Consider the following 14621-nt stretch of genomic DNA (forward strand, 5'->3'; position numbering starts at 1 on the left):
CTCTCGACGCCATGTATTCCTCATGCGCAAGCCACGATATCTTCTGATCAATATCGAGATCATCAAACGTGTTGAACGTTGTCACCTCAGGCTCTTCATTTAACAACTGGCGTACTGCTTCCAGCTCTCCATTAGTAAGCATCAGTTCTTTCTGATACTTCGGCAGGATATTCTCAATCCCGTAATGGCCCACGGGAGTCATTACTGCTGCACGGGCGAACAGGTGACGCTTATTGATCTTCTTCTCATTCTCTTCGCACAAGCGCGTGAGAAAGGGCACAATTCCCTCTTTATAAGCCGTAAATGGTTGCACAGACTCGCCTGCGACGATGTTACGGTACTCATTACAGTTGTTATCACGCATGTACGTGATTAAAACGGCTCGCCAGCGTCTTTTCTTGATGACTGCATGCTGTTCAGCGTAGTAAGCCATCTCATCTGTACACGGCAGCACACGGCGAGTTGGAGGCCATGGCTTGAGAAAGCCGTTATCTTCGAATGACAGCGAATCATCTTCTTCATTGTCGAAGCGGATGCGGTAGTAACCTGCTGCCCACGCTTCCATTGATTCAGTGAAAGGGTCTTTACGCTTTGTCTGAGGCTTTTTCTTTCTTGGCTTTGTTGTCACAGCTCACCCCTGGCTTTTGATAGCAATTCATCTAATCTTTCGACTGTTGAATGGCATCCTTTATCTTCCATCACATCTCTATATTGGAGTACTCTTGCATAAAGCTCAGGTGCAGAAGCGATTAGATACTCATTTGCACTAAGATCATCATATAGTGGGCTTCTTAACGTGTTGCATATCTCGTAGCCATTGCTATCTCTGACCGTGGCCACATCATCAGCCAGCCACGGTCCCGGAGTAAATTTTACCTCTTCCATTTCTCACTCCACAAAAAAAGATCGCCGTGGCGATCTCCTCCTAATTTTTCGATTTTTAGGAGTTCGTTTGCTTGATCTCCATTAACCTTATAACCTATTGAATCTAAAAAGGTATTTCATCGCTGAAGTCGTCAAATGCCTGAGGATTAGGTGCTCCAGCATTCTGTTGTGGCGGCTGCTGGTACTGCTGTCCTGCCTGATTCTGTTGGCTTTGTTGGTTATGTTGTTGATAACCTGTCTGCTGGTTGCTTTGCTGCCCCTGCGGCTTGCTGTCCAACATCTGCATATCGCTGGCAACTACCTCTGTAGCGTATCGATCACTACCGTCCTGCGCTTGCCATTTGCGCGTTTGCAGCTTCCCTTCGACATACAGCCGTGAGCCTTTCTTGACGTATTGCTGGGCGATCTCTGCCAGCTTGGTGAATAGCACAACAGAGTGCCACTCCGTGCGCTCATTACGCTGCCCGGATTGCTTGTCAGTCCAGCTTTCAGACGTAGCCAACCGAACATTGACAACGGGGTTTCCACTTGGCAAAAAACGCACTTCTGGGTCTTGACCAACATTGCCGATCAAGATCACTTTGTTCACTCCACGAGCCATAATTCCTCCAAAAATAAAGGCCGCTTATGCGGCCCGGCTGGTAATCTTCTCTATCATGAATTGAAGCTCTTGCTCGAAGTTGACCAGCCTGTTCATCAGGTCGTTAATGTATTCATCATCTCGATCAATTCGCTGTACATAGAGTTGATAATTTTTCGCCTGTCTCGGATCAAAACTAATGAAGTCGCACCAGTGACGGCCAGTAACCATCATATTTCCCTGAACTTGGGGCATATGATGATCAGGCATCCCTTCCAGCCATGTTCGGATGTGAACTTTCTCGTCATGCGGCGACTTGATCTCAATAATTCCATCATCATCGATAATTCCATCAGGAGAGCCGCCAATGAAATCATATCGAGGATCAATAATAAGTCCGGTCTCATCGACAAATAGACCTGTGTGAAGTTCATAGGCTTCTCTGGCGATTGGTTCGGCTTCTGTGCCCCATTGCATTGACTGAGAGCTAACTGAGTGCTTAGGTGATCCTGACAGCCTTTCGAAAGCAAGTTCCATCATGTAGTCATCGCGAGCCTTGAGAAACTTACCGCTCTTGTTTACACCGATAACATCTTTAAACCTGCTAGCAGTGATACGGCCAGCCCTTTCAGCTAGCCATTCATCTGTTCCTTGCTCAGTCATGCGCTATCTCCTGATCAAGTGCTAACTGACGGATGCGGTTACGCTCATCAATGCCAAGCGCTTGCTTCTGCTCATGAGATAATTCTTTGTATGCAGCCTTGAATGCTTCATCACCTTGGTTGGTAGCAATATCCTCAAGCCGAGTAATTTCTTCTGACATATCTGGAAGAGCATCAGGCTGTTCCTGATGATTTTTTATGGCATCGCGTGGAGAAGGGCGCTTATTGGGGCGCGGCGTAACGTCACGCTCACCAGTCTGATTGCCAAACTCTTGCATTTCATCAGCGGTATATACCCCAAGGATAACGTCAGGGCAGTAAAGGCGTGCCCAACGCTTGATCGCAAGGTATGCGAGCTGTTGCTTGGGATCAGTAAGCCATAATGGTGAGTTGCGCACATTTGCTTGAACAGTCAGTAGATCAATTACACGCGGCTCTTCCTCACCACGAATAGTTGCCCAAACTCTTACACCAAGACCATCCTCACTGTCGTGATTTACAGTTTTAGTAAAACCATCTTTCTTACCTAAAACTTTGTCCCATTCACCAAACCACTCATATTGAATACGACCATTGATAGGGGCTCGTGTATTAACCACGGCATTTACAAGTTGTGCCTCATACCCGAGCGTTCCATTTACTACGTGAGTCTTCTGGGCTACTGCAAATGGGTTCATCTTCCACTGAGCAGCCTGCATACAGACAGCCATGCAGTCACCTACATTTCCCTGAAGATGGTTAGGCACTGTACTTTTACCTTGCGACATGGTTTGCGCGAGCATGTAAATTTGATTCATCGCCTGCTCATTGAATAGAAGGTCTTGAACCTCACCTCGTTGAGCCTGTTGCTGCTCTGGAAATGACTGCTCTTGATTATGATCTTCGAACTGCTGAACATCTGACATAAAATTTTCCTCTGGCGAGACTCTGCCGCCGTGTTAATATTTTTTCGAACATACCTGTGTTCACTCGCCAGTGTCTCTAGCACTGGCGTTTCTCATTTGATAAAGTAGTAATTCCAAGCATGAATGTTTACCAGAGACTCTATCTCTGGTTTTTTTTGACTATTTTTAGAAATTTTCTATAATATGGGTCGAACAAGTACCCCTTGTTCGAGTTAATTATTGATCATTTGCTCTAATTAACTTCCATGTAGATTTAGCGATAAGTAATTTGCCGGAGATTTTGTCTCTGGCTTTTTTTTGCCCTCTTATGCTGCTATTTGTACAATCCAATTTTTAATCTCTTTCTCCACCTCATCAGAAAAACGATCAACCAATCCCTGCTTAATCACCTTCCCGTTCATATCCTTAATGCCATTAATCGTCACATCAATGATGCTTTGAAGCTCAGAAGGTTTTCCTTGAGCAGCTTTAATAACTGCTTCACGATATCCCGGCTCATCTGCTGCCCAATCGAATAAAAGCTCCTGATCGAAGAATTCGTTGTAATCCTCTCCATGACTCAGCTTGTCGTGTATTTCTTCCTCAACCTTGTACCGCACATCATCCTTTATTTGAGCTTCACCATCCCTCTCTGCCTTATCAGCAATCTGACGCTCAATAGCGTTTATGCTCATATCCATTTTCTCCAAAATGCATATAAAAAAAGCGCCAATAGGGCGCCATCAGTGCATATCCAAAATGTCAGCATCACTTACCTTGTTTTGCGTGCCACGCCCTTAACTGTTCGCGTCTCTTAATCTCTTTCGTGCTCAATATTTGTGGCTGCGCAAAATCATCAATAAGCTTTCGTCCGCTCATAGATACTGTTTGCATTTGACTTCAACCCAATGTGTTAACGATTTCAGTGCTGTTGTTATCCTGTTAACCCGATCATCCGGTGCAACGCCGTTTTTGAGACCCATGCGGAACCGTGCAACTTCTGCTGATCGGGCAGGTCGGTATATGATGTCTCGTAGTGTCATTTCTTCCGTGCCTCCATCATTGCATCTGCCACCAAATAGGCACTTTCAGCAATTTGTTTGGCGCTGAATTCTTCATGCATGTCCATCCAGACAAATTGGAGTGCCATTCCTGCAAACACATCCCTCAAATCAACACCAGCTTCTCTCATGGCCCACTTAATACCATTTCTGATCATCAACTCGCTGCTCATAATCCCTCCGGATATAAAAAGGCCCGCTATGCGAGCCATTAAAAATAAGCGCGCCTCAATTCTCAGCGCAGCGCGACGCTATCTGCCGTTTTAACGTCTCGGGTGACGTGTTACTCATGCCCTTGCGCGGTAGATTTCTACGTTTGCAGGAATCTCTTTCTCAATGGTCTCGAGCGTGGTTTTGAATGCATCGCGCTGTACATCCTTCGGTTCTACCAGTTCATACCAGAGAGCCAGTACACCATCACTTATTCGGTAGCGAAGTCGAGCCTTGATTGGGTAGGCTGCATCACCTTCATATACTGGGATGATGATGAAAAACTCTTTTGGAACATCAATCTTCCCTTTGGCAGAACCGGATACGCCTTCGGTTGTTGCCTGATATTCAAAACCTACATCACCGTTGGACAGGTCAATGCTGGACTTGAACTGCACTTTCTTGTTGGCTTGAAGGTTTCGGCTCACTTCAAGCATTTGCAGTGAAGAAGGGCCTTCATCCTTGTATGTCTGGATGTCCAGCTGATTGGCCTCAATGAACTCTGCAAAACTTTGCTGAGTCATTTTTTCGCCATTCTTTCCTGTCCATCGCTTCCATTGCTCGGATACGGGGCAATCATAGGTGGCAATGTGGCCTTCCCATCCTGCACTGTCGGCATCCTTGTGATAATCGAACACAGAAACAAACCGTTCACGGTTCACATCGGCCTTAATGATTGTGCTCTCGGAAGCGTATCGTTTGACGTACTTCACGAACGATGAGGCTTCAATCAACTCAATTCGTCCTGATACTCGACGAGGTGATTCCTTGAACTCTTCAAGGTCTTCAACGTGATACCCATCAGGAAGGATAATGGCATTCTGATGCTTGGTATCTACCGGACTACCTGCCAATGTTGATTCTAATGCTTGTGCATACTCGCTCATTTAGCCACCTGTCGGATTTGAGTAGATGATTTTGGGGCTTCGCGCACTTCCTGCTCTTCGCTGGGCGCTTCACGAAGTTCAAGTTTCTGCTGGCGCGGATCCTCACGGCGCAGCTGTAAATCCTTGTGCTCGAAGAACACGGTTGCACCACGGTCAAACTCGGGCTTCTTAACCTTGATTTCGTCGGTGACATTGAACATACCGTCCATACCTTTCTCAGGGCGTAGCTTAATCTTTAATATGATCTCGCCAACCTTGCCTGTTTGCTTGCAGCGCTGCTGTAGATCGGCAAGCTCTTCACTCAATTCATCAAGTGTTTCGCCACGCCTTAGATCACGTACTAATTCGATGTAACCAGTCGGATTGATTTTTGACATTGATATGTACCTCAACGGTAGGGGTGGATGTTGTTAAACATCGGGATGGGCTGCTCAGCGCTAATCTCTGAGTGACTTGCTCTAGCTGTATATTCAGCCCATCCCGATGGGCACTCAGTGAATGCCCAACGTCTTGTAAGTGCCGGTCAGCCCCGGCTGCTCACCACTGCGCAGGTGACGCGCTTCGTGCTATGCTGAAGGTCCCCACCAACGAGCTGCACAAAAGAGGAAATTCAAATGGCTAAATTATTAGCACGTGTTGTCTTGCCAAATGCAGATGAAAAAGATTATGAAAAGCTTCATAGACTTATGGCTGCAAATGGATACAAGCGAACTATCAAAGGAGCCAGTGGAACAACTTATCAAATGCCGGATGCTACTTATGTTGCAAAGAAAGAAATGTCAGTTAGTGAAGCAGCTTCCGAAGTAAAGACAATTGCTGATTCTGTCAAATGGCACAGCCAGGTATTTGTTGCAGAATATTCTAGGTCTGGCCTAAGAGGCCTTAATCCGGCACAAGGCTGATCCCCGCATATTTAATGTGAACTTTCATCAGAGCAATGAATGATTCCTGCATGATGTTTCGGTACTCTTTATGAGCTTCTTCATCATCGAGACCGGGAGGAATGTGCTCATCTGTCCATGCGTTGAAGTACTTAACAGCATCCATAAGAACCAAATGTTCTGGCGTCGTATAGCTATCAGCCGTTTCTTCAATGTTTTCCATATTCATTTCCTCAGTTAATTACCCGAATAACCACTCACTGAATAGCCATTCGAACGCGCCCTCATAGAAGGCGCTTCGTCTTACACGCATCTGAGCCTCGCTCTACAGCTCTACACGGCTAACCACTCCGCTTTATCAGTCATTACTGCCACGCTTTGACTAATACCCCATGCAAATCCGACTACTGGTCGGCTGACGCTGGCTAGGGTAATGCGCTCGTCTATCGACACTTGCCGATAACCGCCTGCTTTGTGAGAAACAGGAAACTCATCCGAATTTATAAAGAACACACGCTTTGGCGCTTGCCGCTGCGATGTGTTCATTATTACAAGCAATACTTGTAATTACAAGAGAAAAACAAGTTAAAATTGTACTTTTATACAAAAAAAAGCCTGCGATTTACGCAGACTCATGAAAAATATAGAGTTTTCAGTCATAATTTTCCCACCAGAAGACCCTACCTATTATTTTAGGTGCGTCATCATTCTCCAGGCTATAAATTTCGGCCTCATACTCCTCAGCATTATCACTGACAAGCTTGATCTGATGTCCCGGCAATCTGTATAAGCGCTTTAGTCGCAAGAGCCCACCATGATTAAGGGCATATATCTTCCCATCTATGATTCTAAGGCAGCCTTTATCTATCGCAATAGGCATGCCACTTAGAATAGTTGGCTCCATCGATCTACCAATAGCAGTTCCACACGAAGCATTAGAGGGTAAGACTCCAGCCCGGTTGAGTCTTTCAATGGGAAAGGAGATGCGGTTTTCAGTATCTTCAACAACTTCAGAAGTACGGCCACCTCCCATAGAAAATTCAACTTCATGAAAGAAAGGAAGTAATACGTGATCTTCATGATTAATATCAGATCCTTCAATTAGCTCATGCTGGTGCAGCTGAATTTCATCACTGGGCTTATCTTCTACCGTTCCCTCTCCAAGCAGTAACCATTCAGGCTTTACATGAAGTATTTGCGCTAAAGCTTCAATCCTCTTTTGTCTAGGCTGAGTCTTTCCTGACACCCATTGCTGAACCGTCTGTGCTGAAACTCCAAGCCTTTTAGCCAAGTCGGTCTGGGTTAATTTTTCTATTGCAAGGGCAAGTTTAAGTCGCTGGCCAATACTCATAGCATCGCTAAATCTCTGATAGGTTGATGAGGTAAAGCAAACTGTCGTGAACATTTTACAAGGTTTCCTTGTTTTTCTATAAACAAGAATAACTTGTAACATGTCTTGTAAAGATTTAGGATTACAAGAGTTAATTGGAGGGCAGCCATGTATTACCGTGAGGCTTTAACTAAAGCAGTTAAGGATGCGGGAGGACAATCAAAACTTGCAGAGTTTTGCAATGTTACCCAGCAAGCAGTGCAGCAATGGGTTTCTTCGGGGAAGGTACCTCCTTCGCGCGTCCGTGATGTCGTTGAGGCATCGAGAAATTCTGTGACTGAGCATGAATTGAGACCCGATATATTCGGTGAAAAACCAGCCGCATGAACACAACTTTACAACGTTTTACAGGCGACTACGTCGGCGAGATACGGCCCGGCAAAGTTGACGAGAAGAGATTAGCTGAAATACCGGGATTGGATTTGACTGGAACGATTTTCGAGAAGAGGGGAAGGGTATGAGCGAGTTAACAGAAAGTGAAATTGCAGTAATGCTGCCCCGGTTGGCTGAACGTACAGCTTTGTACGATACGGCCGAAGAGCAGGCGATCGTTTACAAGCGTGCTGTAGCCATCCTCAAAGGACCAGACGAGCCATTTCTAGCGAATATCGAAGATTTGACACTTGAGCAGAAAATTAAGGCTGCTGAGAAAATACTCAGCAACCTGAAATTGGCAAGAAAAGCACTTGGACGAGCTACCTCGTGCGTTTAGATCGGGATATGGCTTTTTTGACCAACTCTGGATTTATTTTCATAGGTGATCGAGTGTCTGTTTTAAATTTTTTGACAGCATCTTCAATCTGTTCGCGGGTAATTAACAAGTTTCTAACGATGTCTTCGATGTTTGCATCAGTGTCTTCGATCACATTTTCGCAGTAAGGCGATGAGACAAGTGCGAAAAGAATTTCTTTCGAAAGATTATATGAATCGTCATTAGCTAGTGAAGTCATGCCGGCCTCCTGTGCCGTTGAGTGTGGAAACTAAACGATAACAGGAAATAGGTCGGCACCCTACATAAACCAAAGCCCCGGCGACTGTGGAGGTCGGGCCGAGGCTTTAACGAAGTGAGGTAATCATGAAGCAGATTATTGAATTTAGCAAGCTGTCGATGGACAGCACGGAGATATCAGAACTTGTCGAGTCTCGTCATGACAAGGTTAAGCAGTCAATTGAAAGGCTGGCTGCCCGCGGTGTTATTGAATTACCCCCAGTGGGGGAAATTAAAACATCGACCAAGCCCATCCATATCTATGTGTTCGAAGGTGAAAAGGGACGACGTGACAGCCTAGTGGTTGTTGCACAGTTATCTCCAGAATTTACAGGACGATTGGTTGACCGTTGGCAAGAGCTGGAAGAAAAGGTTTCTAAACCCTTATTACCCGATTTTTCTAATCCAGTGGAGGCCGCACGCGCATGGGCTGACGCCAAAGAGTCGGAAATGAAAGCTATTGAGGCGGCACAGGCGGCAAAACCTGCCGTTGAATTTGTTGACCGTTACGTAAAAGCCAACAACAGCAAATCTATCCGTGAGACTGCGAAGATTCTGCGCATTCCCGAAAAGCAGTTCATCCAACAGCTGATAGACGACAAGATTCTGTACCGTCAGTCGGGAAATTTGCTGCCACACCAGAAGCATCACAATGCTGGGCGATTCTCAGTTAAAACAGGTGAGGCCAATGGTCATGCATATACCCAAACGCGAGTAACGGGTGAAGGAATCGACTATCTAGCTAACGCCTACGGCTACATGATCGGGACGGCAGCATAATGCAATTCACTCTATCTATTAACCAGCCAAAGGCGAAAGAGTGGGGGCTAAATGCTCAGCAAGCTCTATTGTTCTCATTCGTCTATAGCGTGCCGTCATGGGCAAATTCTGTCGTAAAAGACGATGGTTCAGTTTTCTATGCTCTTGCAAAGCAAAAGATCATCGAAGAGTTACCTTTGCTTACTGACAAGATAGACACGGCATACAGGATGCTAAGGCAGCTTTCTGAAAAGGGAATTATTGAGTTATCAAGCACCGGTTCAATAACCCTTATTCGTATCACTGAAATTGGTAAGCAATGGAACAAGAAAATTGATGGGTCGGAAAAATATCCGAACACTAACAAAGGTCGGAAAAATATCCGATCTGGGTCGGAAAAAAATCCGAGCGAGGTCGGAAAAATATCCGAGGAAGGGTCGGAAAAAAATCCGACAAATCATGATACCAGTAATCATGTAACCAATCATGATACCAGTAATCAGAATAAACCCTCTGGGAAGCGCGAGAAAAAATCGACACAACTCCCAGAAGATTTCCAACCCAACGACACGGCAAAGCGCAAAGCCGAGTCGTCTGGATTGAATATTCAAGAACAACTTGAGTACTTCAAAGACTACCACGCTGCACGCGGATCGACTTTCAAAGACTGGCAGGCTGCTTTCAGGACGTGGCTGAACAACGCCAATCGCTTTGCGACACCGATCAATCGATACAAGTCGAAACCACGCTCAACACCTGGCATGCATACCAACTTGCCTGACTTCTCAAACGTAAAGACTAGGGAGGACGGTACCGTTGATTTCTAACCTAGCAAAACTCCTTGAGCCAATCGACACCGTGATTCGCGAGTGTGAAAAACATGGCGAGTATGACGACACGCTTATGCGTTATCCCAGTAGCGACGTTCCACGTTGGTCTGGATGCACGAAGTGTCACGAAGAGCGCCGAGCGGAACAGGAACAGGCTGAAGCAGAAGCGACAGAGCGCAAGCGCGTTGAAAAGGCTGTCAAGGATGCGATTGGCTATGCCGCAATCCCGCCGCGATTTGAACACAAGAATTTCGATAGCTACGTCGCGAAAACAGACGAGCAGAAACGACACCTTGAGCGGTGCAAGTCGTACGTTGAAAAATTCGATGAGCATTTCAAGTCAGGTACCGGACTTCTGATGATGGGCTCGCCAGGTACTGGTAAAACGCACTTAGCTGTAGCAACGCTTCATGCCGTCATCGCTGAGAAGCGCACACGAGGGCTGTATACCACTGCTGCAAGAATGTTTCGGCGCATCAAATCGACATATGACCGCGATAGCGAAGAGACCGAAAGCCAAGTTATCGATATTTATTCGCAGATCGGGCTGCTGGTGCTGGATGAAATTGGCCTTGGCTTCGGCAGCGACACTGAAATGAATTACCTGTTCGACGTCATCAACTACCGGTACGAGCAGTGTCTGCCGACGATCATTATCTCAAATCGTCAGCCTGACGAGTTATCCAAGTGGCTTGGTGATCGTGTTGTTGACCGCCTGCGCGAGTGCTGCAAAGCAATGGTATTCGATTGGAAAAGCGTGCGACGCGATATTGGGAGGGCATCGGCATGAGCGACCATACGATCAAAGGTCTTCGTGCTCAATTCAAGGCTACAGGCAAGTTTCATACACCGCCCGAGCTTGCCTTGTTCTTGCGCTCACTTATTCCGGGTACTCCACGCGATGTATACGATCCAACATGTGGCGCTGGCGCTCTCCTATCGGTATTCGATGATTGCATTCCCAAATATGGGCAGGACATTGATAGCGGAGCATTGAACGACGCGGCGATGATTCCAAACATGCATACAGCTTATGGCGATGTACTTGAGGAAGCGGCATATATGGATAAGCGGTTTCATGCCATCGTTGCTAATCCACCGTTCGGAATTAAATGGCGACCGCATGAAGATGAACGCTTTGATGCTATGCCCTGCATTCCGACTCAAGGGCGCGCTGATTATGCATTCATCGGACACATCATCCATATGCTAGCTGAAGATGGAGTGGCCGCAGTGTTGTGCTCTACCGGCATCCTGTTCCGAAGCGGACGCGAACAGCAGATTCGTCGATGGATGATCGAGCAAAACTTGATCGATCAGGTGATTTCAATTCCGGGTAACACATTTCCAGATACCAGCATTGCCACTGCTTGCATTGTTATCAGAAAAGATCGATCTGCCACATCAATTACTTTCCATGATAGGGCCAATAACCTGACCCGTGAGGTAGAGCTTTCCGAAGTGGCGTCAAATGATTACGGGCTTTTAGTTAGTAACTACGTGCAGCCGGAACTAGAGGCTCCTGAAGAAGTTGACCTGCATGCTGTGCAGCGCAGTGTTATGTCATCAGCTGTGAAGAACATCAAAGCCGAACTTGAGCTGCAGAAGATTATCTGCGAGCTGGAAGGGAAGGACTTTTATCCACACTGGAAGCAGATGCGCAATGCAGTAGATGAAATGCGTCCGGCCCGTACCATTAATGACGAACAACAAATGGAGCTGGTGATTGGCGAATGAATAGGGATGGGAGTGCCTCGACTTGAAGGAAGTTATCTCAGTTTTCACAGACCCAATCGCTGCGCTTGAAGAAGCCTCTTATCTCTACAATGAAAAGTGTGTACCGCAGATTATAAGACGCTCGCCGAACGGGAAATATCGAGTCTATGACGATGACGGGAAAGGCCAGATCGAGAACATCGTCGCTCGGATCAACACGAGGAATTTTGAATGAACAGAGATGAAGTGCTGCAGGTGTTGAGGGCTAGTGATGAGTAAGCCTCGTGACTTTATCTGCAAATGCTCATCGCTAAAAGATGCCCTCGCTGCGCTGGGGCGTATTCCGAGCATATTGAATCAGGCATTCAGTCAATGGGGTAGCGTGGATATTGTTGTGAGAGAGCATAAGGAGCCACGCTCTCTCGATCAGAATCGGTTGCAGCGCCTGTGGTGTAAAGAGGCTGCACAGCAACTCGAAGGGCATACAGCAGAGGATTGGCGTGCACACTGCAAGCTTCATTTTGGTATTCCCATATTGCGTCGTGATTGCGAAGAATTTCGCGAAGTTTATGACCGCCTTATCCGTCCACGACCGTACGAAGAAAAGCTGGAAATCATGAAAGAGCCTATCGACTTTCAAGTGACTCGGATTATGAACAAGCCTCAGAAGTCGGAATACCTACAGCTGATGTGGGAATTCTTCACTGGTGAAGGTGCGCAGTTAACAGACCCTTCAATGATGGGCAGAGAAAAATACAGGGAGGCTGCATAAATGTGTGATTGCGCATGGAAAGATGATAGGCCCATAGACAATTGTGGAGAGCTGGCTGAGGCACTCAATTGCGACCTGACGAAACTTGTTCAATACAGCGAGTCATTTACTGAACTTGAGCCAGACTACTGCCTTTGTAACGTAGACATTGAAGAGTCATGTAAAAAGTTCGGACACATGGCATATCGCGATGACGCATTGAGCTGGGAGATTGAGAAGATTGGAGGAGCCGCATGAAATTCGTCGTAGGGTTTTTAGCTTGTTACGTAGTGCTGTTCCTGATGTGCAAGAGCTTTGGCTGGGGGCAGGAAGATACAGTTAAGCAATGTCACCTAAGCGGATCATTCACTGTTCATGACAAAGTGTATAGATGCGCGACGGAGGGTGGACAATGAGAGTAGTCAGTAAAGCCCTGCGCAACTCGGCCCATGGGAAGAGCTGCACGCTTCGTCTGCCGGGGTGCAATCACAATCCAGAAACAGTAGTGCTGGCGCATTTGCCAATCCCCGGAAGGTCAATCATGGGTGCAAAAGAACGGGATGATTTTGGAATTTTTTGTTGTTCTAACTGCCATGACCAACTTGATTCGAGAATAAAAGGGGAAAAAGTTGATGGATGGGATGCGCTGAGAGCTTTGGCAGAAACAGCTGATATTCAGACTGCGGAAGGATTGAGATCCTTTAAGGGTTGGAGAAATGGCTAATAGTGCTATTTCAGAACTGATAGCGTGGGCTGTCACTCAAGACATTCACTTTGTTTGGGAAATGAAGCAATCAAAAGATGGACATCTTATACCGCTTCGTGATGCTAACTATGCTCGAGCACGCTCTGTAATTGTACACGACCGGGCATTGAGGAGTCTTGAGCAATGATCGTAGGAATAGACCCCGGAAAGAGTGGAGCGATCGCAGCTATTGGCGAAAAGTCACATGCTGAGAAGATACCTCTTTCTGGCAAAGAGATCGACGGCGCCCTTATTGCCCGATTACTCAGTGAACTCAATCCTGATGTTGTCATTCTTGAAAAAGTAGGGGCAATGCCAGGGCAAGGAGTAACAAGCATGTTCTCGTTCGGGAAAGGCTTTGGAATTGTTATTGGAGTGCTTGAGGCGCTGAGTATCCCATATCGAATCGTGACCCCGCAGGCATGGAAAAAATGCGTGTTGGCCGGCACATCCAAGGACAAGGATGCGGCAATCAACTTCGTGAGACGTGCTTATCCTGATGTTGAGCTGGTGCCAGCTCGTTGTCGTAAGCCACACGATGGAATCGCTGATGCTGTTTGCCTTGCAGAATACGGGCGGCAATTATTAATCAAAGGGGAGGCTGCATGATATTTCCATCTCCGAAAGAATGCTGGATGCTTGCTGTCGATAGCGGGGTGAGAAGCCAGCAGGTAATCAGCATGGAGTCAGCACAAGAGGAGCGTAGTCTCGTTAATAGTGAGAAGCGCGTACCTTTTGTAGTTGAGCTAGAACAGCCTGACGGACGCACAAAAACGAAGCATTATTATCGTGATCAGATGAGTGCTATTGAGTCGCGGTCGCGTACAGGCGGCGCTGGCGCTTCAATAAATGCCGACTATGCGCCTTTCTATGCGCTGATAAAGCGACTTGAAGTTGAGCGGCCACTTCTAGCAGCAGTTGGGCATGTGCTTTGTCATCCAGAAGATCATGGGTGCTCAGAGAATATAGATGTTGCTGTTGAAGAAACACTGGTGCGATTCGCTCTTATGACACCTCGCTTTGGAGATAAAAGAGCATGGAGTAAGAAGAAGCTTGCACAGCTCGATGGATTGATTCGGACAGCTTGGTATGAAGTACGTTTGAATCTGAGCGGGGAAAGGCCTCCTTGGGGCTGTATTCAGATCGCTGATTTCGCCAACAACTGGTTTGGGTGTGAAGTAAAAACGCGTGATTGGCTAAGGGACTGGTCAGAGCATTGGGAGCGTATAGTAATCATTGTTAATGATCTTGATAGCGACGCAATGATGCCTGTTTCACAGCTACGCAAGCAGCTAAAAACACAATATGCTGATGCAGCTTGACTACATGTTGATTTCTTGCGCCCGATATGAGACACTTTTTCTAAGCTGTCATAGATGCGACTAGGCAGCA

24 protein-coding genes are annotated in these 14621 nt (G+C 46.6%); 11 read left to right on the forward strand and 13 right to left on the reverse strand.

The genetic code is table 11. The features are described from left to right. The 9 genes from LMG33818_RS00005 to LMG33818_RS00045 all read right to left on the reverse strand — a co-directional run. Positions 1–628: hypothetical protein (locus tag LMG33818_RS00005; protein WP_442321295.1), on the reverse strand; the 628-nt coding region annotated here is incomplete at its 3' end. Continuing rightward, complete coding sequence (locus tag LMG33818_RS00010) at positions 625–885, reverse strand: XkdD/Y8K6 family phage-associated protein (protein ID WP_442321296.1); 261 nt, start codon at positions 883–885, stop codon at positions 625–627. The genes LMG33818_RS00005 and LMG33818_RS00010, both read right to left, overlap by 4 nt. Before the next feature lie 103 nt (positions 886–988). Next, positions 989–1486 (reverse strand): single-stranded DNA-binding protein, encoded by a 498-nt coding sequence (gene ssb / locus LMG33818_RS00015; RefSeq protein WP_442321297.1) that lies wholly within the window; start codon positions 1484–1486, stop codon positions 989–991. 24 nt (positions 1487–1510) lie between these two features. After that, positions 1511–2128 carry a lambda exonuclease family protein gene (locus LMG33818_RS00020; protein WP_442321298.1) on the reverse strand — a complete coding sequence of 206 codons (618 nt, stop codon included), beginning with the start codon at positions 2126–2128 and terminating at the stop codon, positions 1511–1513. After that, the gene (locus LMG33818_RS00025; protein ID WP_442321299.1) at positions 2121–3032 is read right to left on the reverse strand and encodes a recombinase RecT; all 912 of its coding nucleotides are present in this window, start codon (positions 3030–3032) and stop codon (positions 2121–2123) included. The genes LMG33818_RS00020 and LMG33818_RS00025 overlap by 8 nt, the downstream gene beginning before the upstream one ends. A 305-nt stretch (positions 3033–3337) precedes the next feature. Continuing rightward, the gene (locus tag LMG33818_RS00030; RefSeq protein ID WP_442321300.1) at positions 3338–3706 is read right to left on the reverse strand and encodes a hypothetical protein; all 369 of its coding nucleotides are present in this window, start codon (positions 3704–3706) and stop codon (positions 3338–3340) included. Positions 3707–4050: 344 nt separating this feature from the next. Then, the gene (locus LMG33818_RS00035) at positions 4051–4245 is read right to left on the reverse strand and encodes a hypothetical protein (protein ID WP_442321301.1); all 195 of its coding nucleotides are present in this window, start codon (positions 4243–4245) and stop codon (positions 4051–4053) included. Positions 4246–4359: 114 nt separating this feature from the next. After that, entirely contained in the window at positions 4360–5169 is an 810-nt protein-coding gene (locus LMG33818_RS00040; RefSeq protein WP_442321302.1) for a DUF2303 family protein, read from the reverse strand. Next, a complete protein-coding gene (locus LMG33818_RS00045; RefSeq protein WP_442321303.1) occupies positions 5166–5546 on the reverse strand; it encodes a YfdP family phage-associated protein in 381 nt (126 codons plus the stop codon). Before LMG33818_RS00045 ends, LMG33818_RS00040 begins: the two co-directional genes overlap by 4 nt. Positions 5547–5783: 237 nt before the next feature. Between LMG33818_RS00045 and LMG33818_RS00050 the strand changes: the two genes are divergently transcribed. After that, entirely contained in the window at positions 5784–6071 is a 288-nt protein-coding gene (locus tag LMG33818_RS00050; RefSeq protein WP_442321304.1) for a hypothetical protein, read from the forward strand. Here the strand turns inward: LMG33818_RS00050 and LMG33818_RS00055 are convergent. From LMG33818_RS00055 to LMG33818_RS00065, 3 genes are all read right to left on the reverse strand, one after another. After that, positions 6052–6273: a hypothetical protein gene (locus LMG33818_RS00055; RefSeq protein WP_442321305.1), complete on the reverse strand. Its 222-nt coding sequence runs from the start codon at positions 6271–6273 to the stop codon at positions 6052–6054. The two genes, LMG33818_RS00050 and LMG33818_RS00055, sit on opposite strands and share 20 nt — an antisense overlap. 110 nt (positions 6274–6383) lie before the next feature. Beyond that, positions 6384–6596: a hypothetical protein gene (locus LMG33818_RS00060; protein WP_442321306.1), complete on the reverse strand. Its 213-nt coding sequence runs from the start codon at positions 6594–6596 to the stop codon at positions 6384–6386. Positions 6597–6702: 106 nt separating this feature from the next. Continuing rightward, positions 6703–7455: a S24 family peptidase gene (locus LMG33818_RS00065; RefSeq protein WP_442321307.1), complete on the reverse strand. Its 753-nt coding sequence runs from the start codon at positions 7453–7455 to the stop codon at positions 6703–6705. A gap of 93 nt (positions 7456–7548) precedes the next feature. On the opposite strand from LMG33818_RS00065, the gene LMG33818_RS00070 reads away from it, so the two are divergent. Continuing rightward, positions 7549–7767: a YdaS family helix-turn-helix protein gene (locus LMG33818_RS00070; protein ID WP_442321308.1), complete on the forward strand. Its 219-nt coding sequence runs from the start codon at positions 7549–7551 to the stop codon at positions 7765–7767. A 130-nt stretch (positions 7768–7897) separates the two neighbouring features. Beyond that, positions 7898–8152: a hypothetical protein gene (locus tag LMG33818_RS00075; RefSeq protein WP_442321309.1), complete on the forward strand. Its 255-nt coding sequence runs from the start codon at positions 7898–7900 to the stop codon at positions 8150–8152. Here the strand turns inward: LMG33818_RS00075 and LMG33818_RS00080 are convergent. Then, on the reverse strand, positions 8136–8390 hold the full coding sequence (locus tag LMG33818_RS00080) for a hypothetical protein (RefSeq protein WP_442321310.1): 255 nt from the start codon (positions 8388–8390) through the stop codon (positions 8136–8138). The two genes, LMG33818_RS00075 and LMG33818_RS00080, sit on opposite strands and share 17 nt — an antisense overlap. 125 nt (positions 8391–8515) lie before the next feature. Here LMG33818_RS00080 and LMG33818_RS00085 point away from each other — a divergent pair, with 125 nt between their 5' ends. The 8 genes from LMG33818_RS00085 to LMG33818_RS00120 all read left to right on the forward strand — a co-directional run bounded on the left by LMG33818_RS00085 (position 8516) and on the right by LMG33818_RS00120 (position 14551). Beyond that, positions 8516–9208 carry a phage antirepressor KilAC domain-containing protein gene (locus tag LMG33818_RS00085; protein ID WP_442321311.1) on the forward strand — a complete coding sequence of 231 codons (693 nt, stop codon included), beginning with the start codon at positions 8516–8518 and terminating at the stop codon, positions 9206–9208. Beyond that, positions 9208–10014, forward strand: coding sequence for a hypothetical protein (locus LMG33818_RS00090; protein ID WP_442321312.1), 807 nt, complete (start codon positions 9208–9210; stop codon positions 10012–10014). Before LMG33818_RS00085 ends, LMG33818_RS00090 begins: the two co-directional genes overlap by 1 nt. Beyond that, positions 10004–10807, forward strand: a complete 804-nt coding sequence (locus tag LMG33818_RS00095; protein ID WP_442321313.1) for an ATP-binding protein — start codon at positions 10004–10006, stop codon at positions 10805–10807. The genes LMG33818_RS00090 and LMG33818_RS00095 overlap by 11 nt, the downstream gene beginning before the upstream one ends. Then, positions 10804–11754, forward strand: a complete 951-nt coding sequence (locus tag LMG33818_RS00100) for an HsdM family class I SAM-dependent methyltransferase (RefSeq protein ID WP_442321314.1) — start codon at positions 10804–10806, stop codon at positions 11752–11754. The genes LMG33818_RS00095 and LMG33818_RS00100 overlap by 4 nt, the downstream gene beginning before the upstream one ends. Positions 11755–12004: 250 nt before the next feature. Beyond that, positions 12005–12505 (forward strand): hypothetical protein, encoded by a 501-nt coding sequence (locus LMG33818_RS00105; RefSeq protein WP_442321315.1) that lies wholly within the window; start codon positions 12005–12007, stop codon positions 12503–12505. A 391-nt stretch (positions 12506–12896) separates the two neighbouring features. Beyond that, a complete protein-coding gene (locus tag LMG33818_RS00110; RefSeq protein WP_442321316.1) occupies positions 12897–13208 on the forward strand; it encodes a nuclease domain-containing protein in 312 nt (103 codons plus the stop codon). Positions 13209–13373: 165 nt separating this feature from the next. Further along, positions 13374–13838: a RuvC family protein gene (locus LMG33818_RS00115; protein WP_442321317.1), complete on the forward strand. Its 465-nt coding sequence runs from the start codon at positions 13374–13376 to the stop codon at positions 13836–13838. A 26-nt stretch (positions 13839–13864) separates the two neighbouring features. Further along, the gene (locus LMG33818_RS00120; RefSeq protein ID WP_442321318.1) at positions 13865–14551 is read left to right on the forward strand and encodes a bacteriophage antitermination protein Q; all 687 of its coding nucleotides are present in this window, start codon (positions 13865–13867) and stop codon (positions 14549–14551) included. Positions 14552–14621: the final 70 nt, after the last annotated feature.

The sequence above is a fragment of the Cernens ardua genome, from assembly GCF_051251085.1.
GTDB lineage: Bacteria > Pseudomonadota > Gammaproteobacteria > Pseudomonadales > Halomonadaceae > Cernens > Cernens ardua.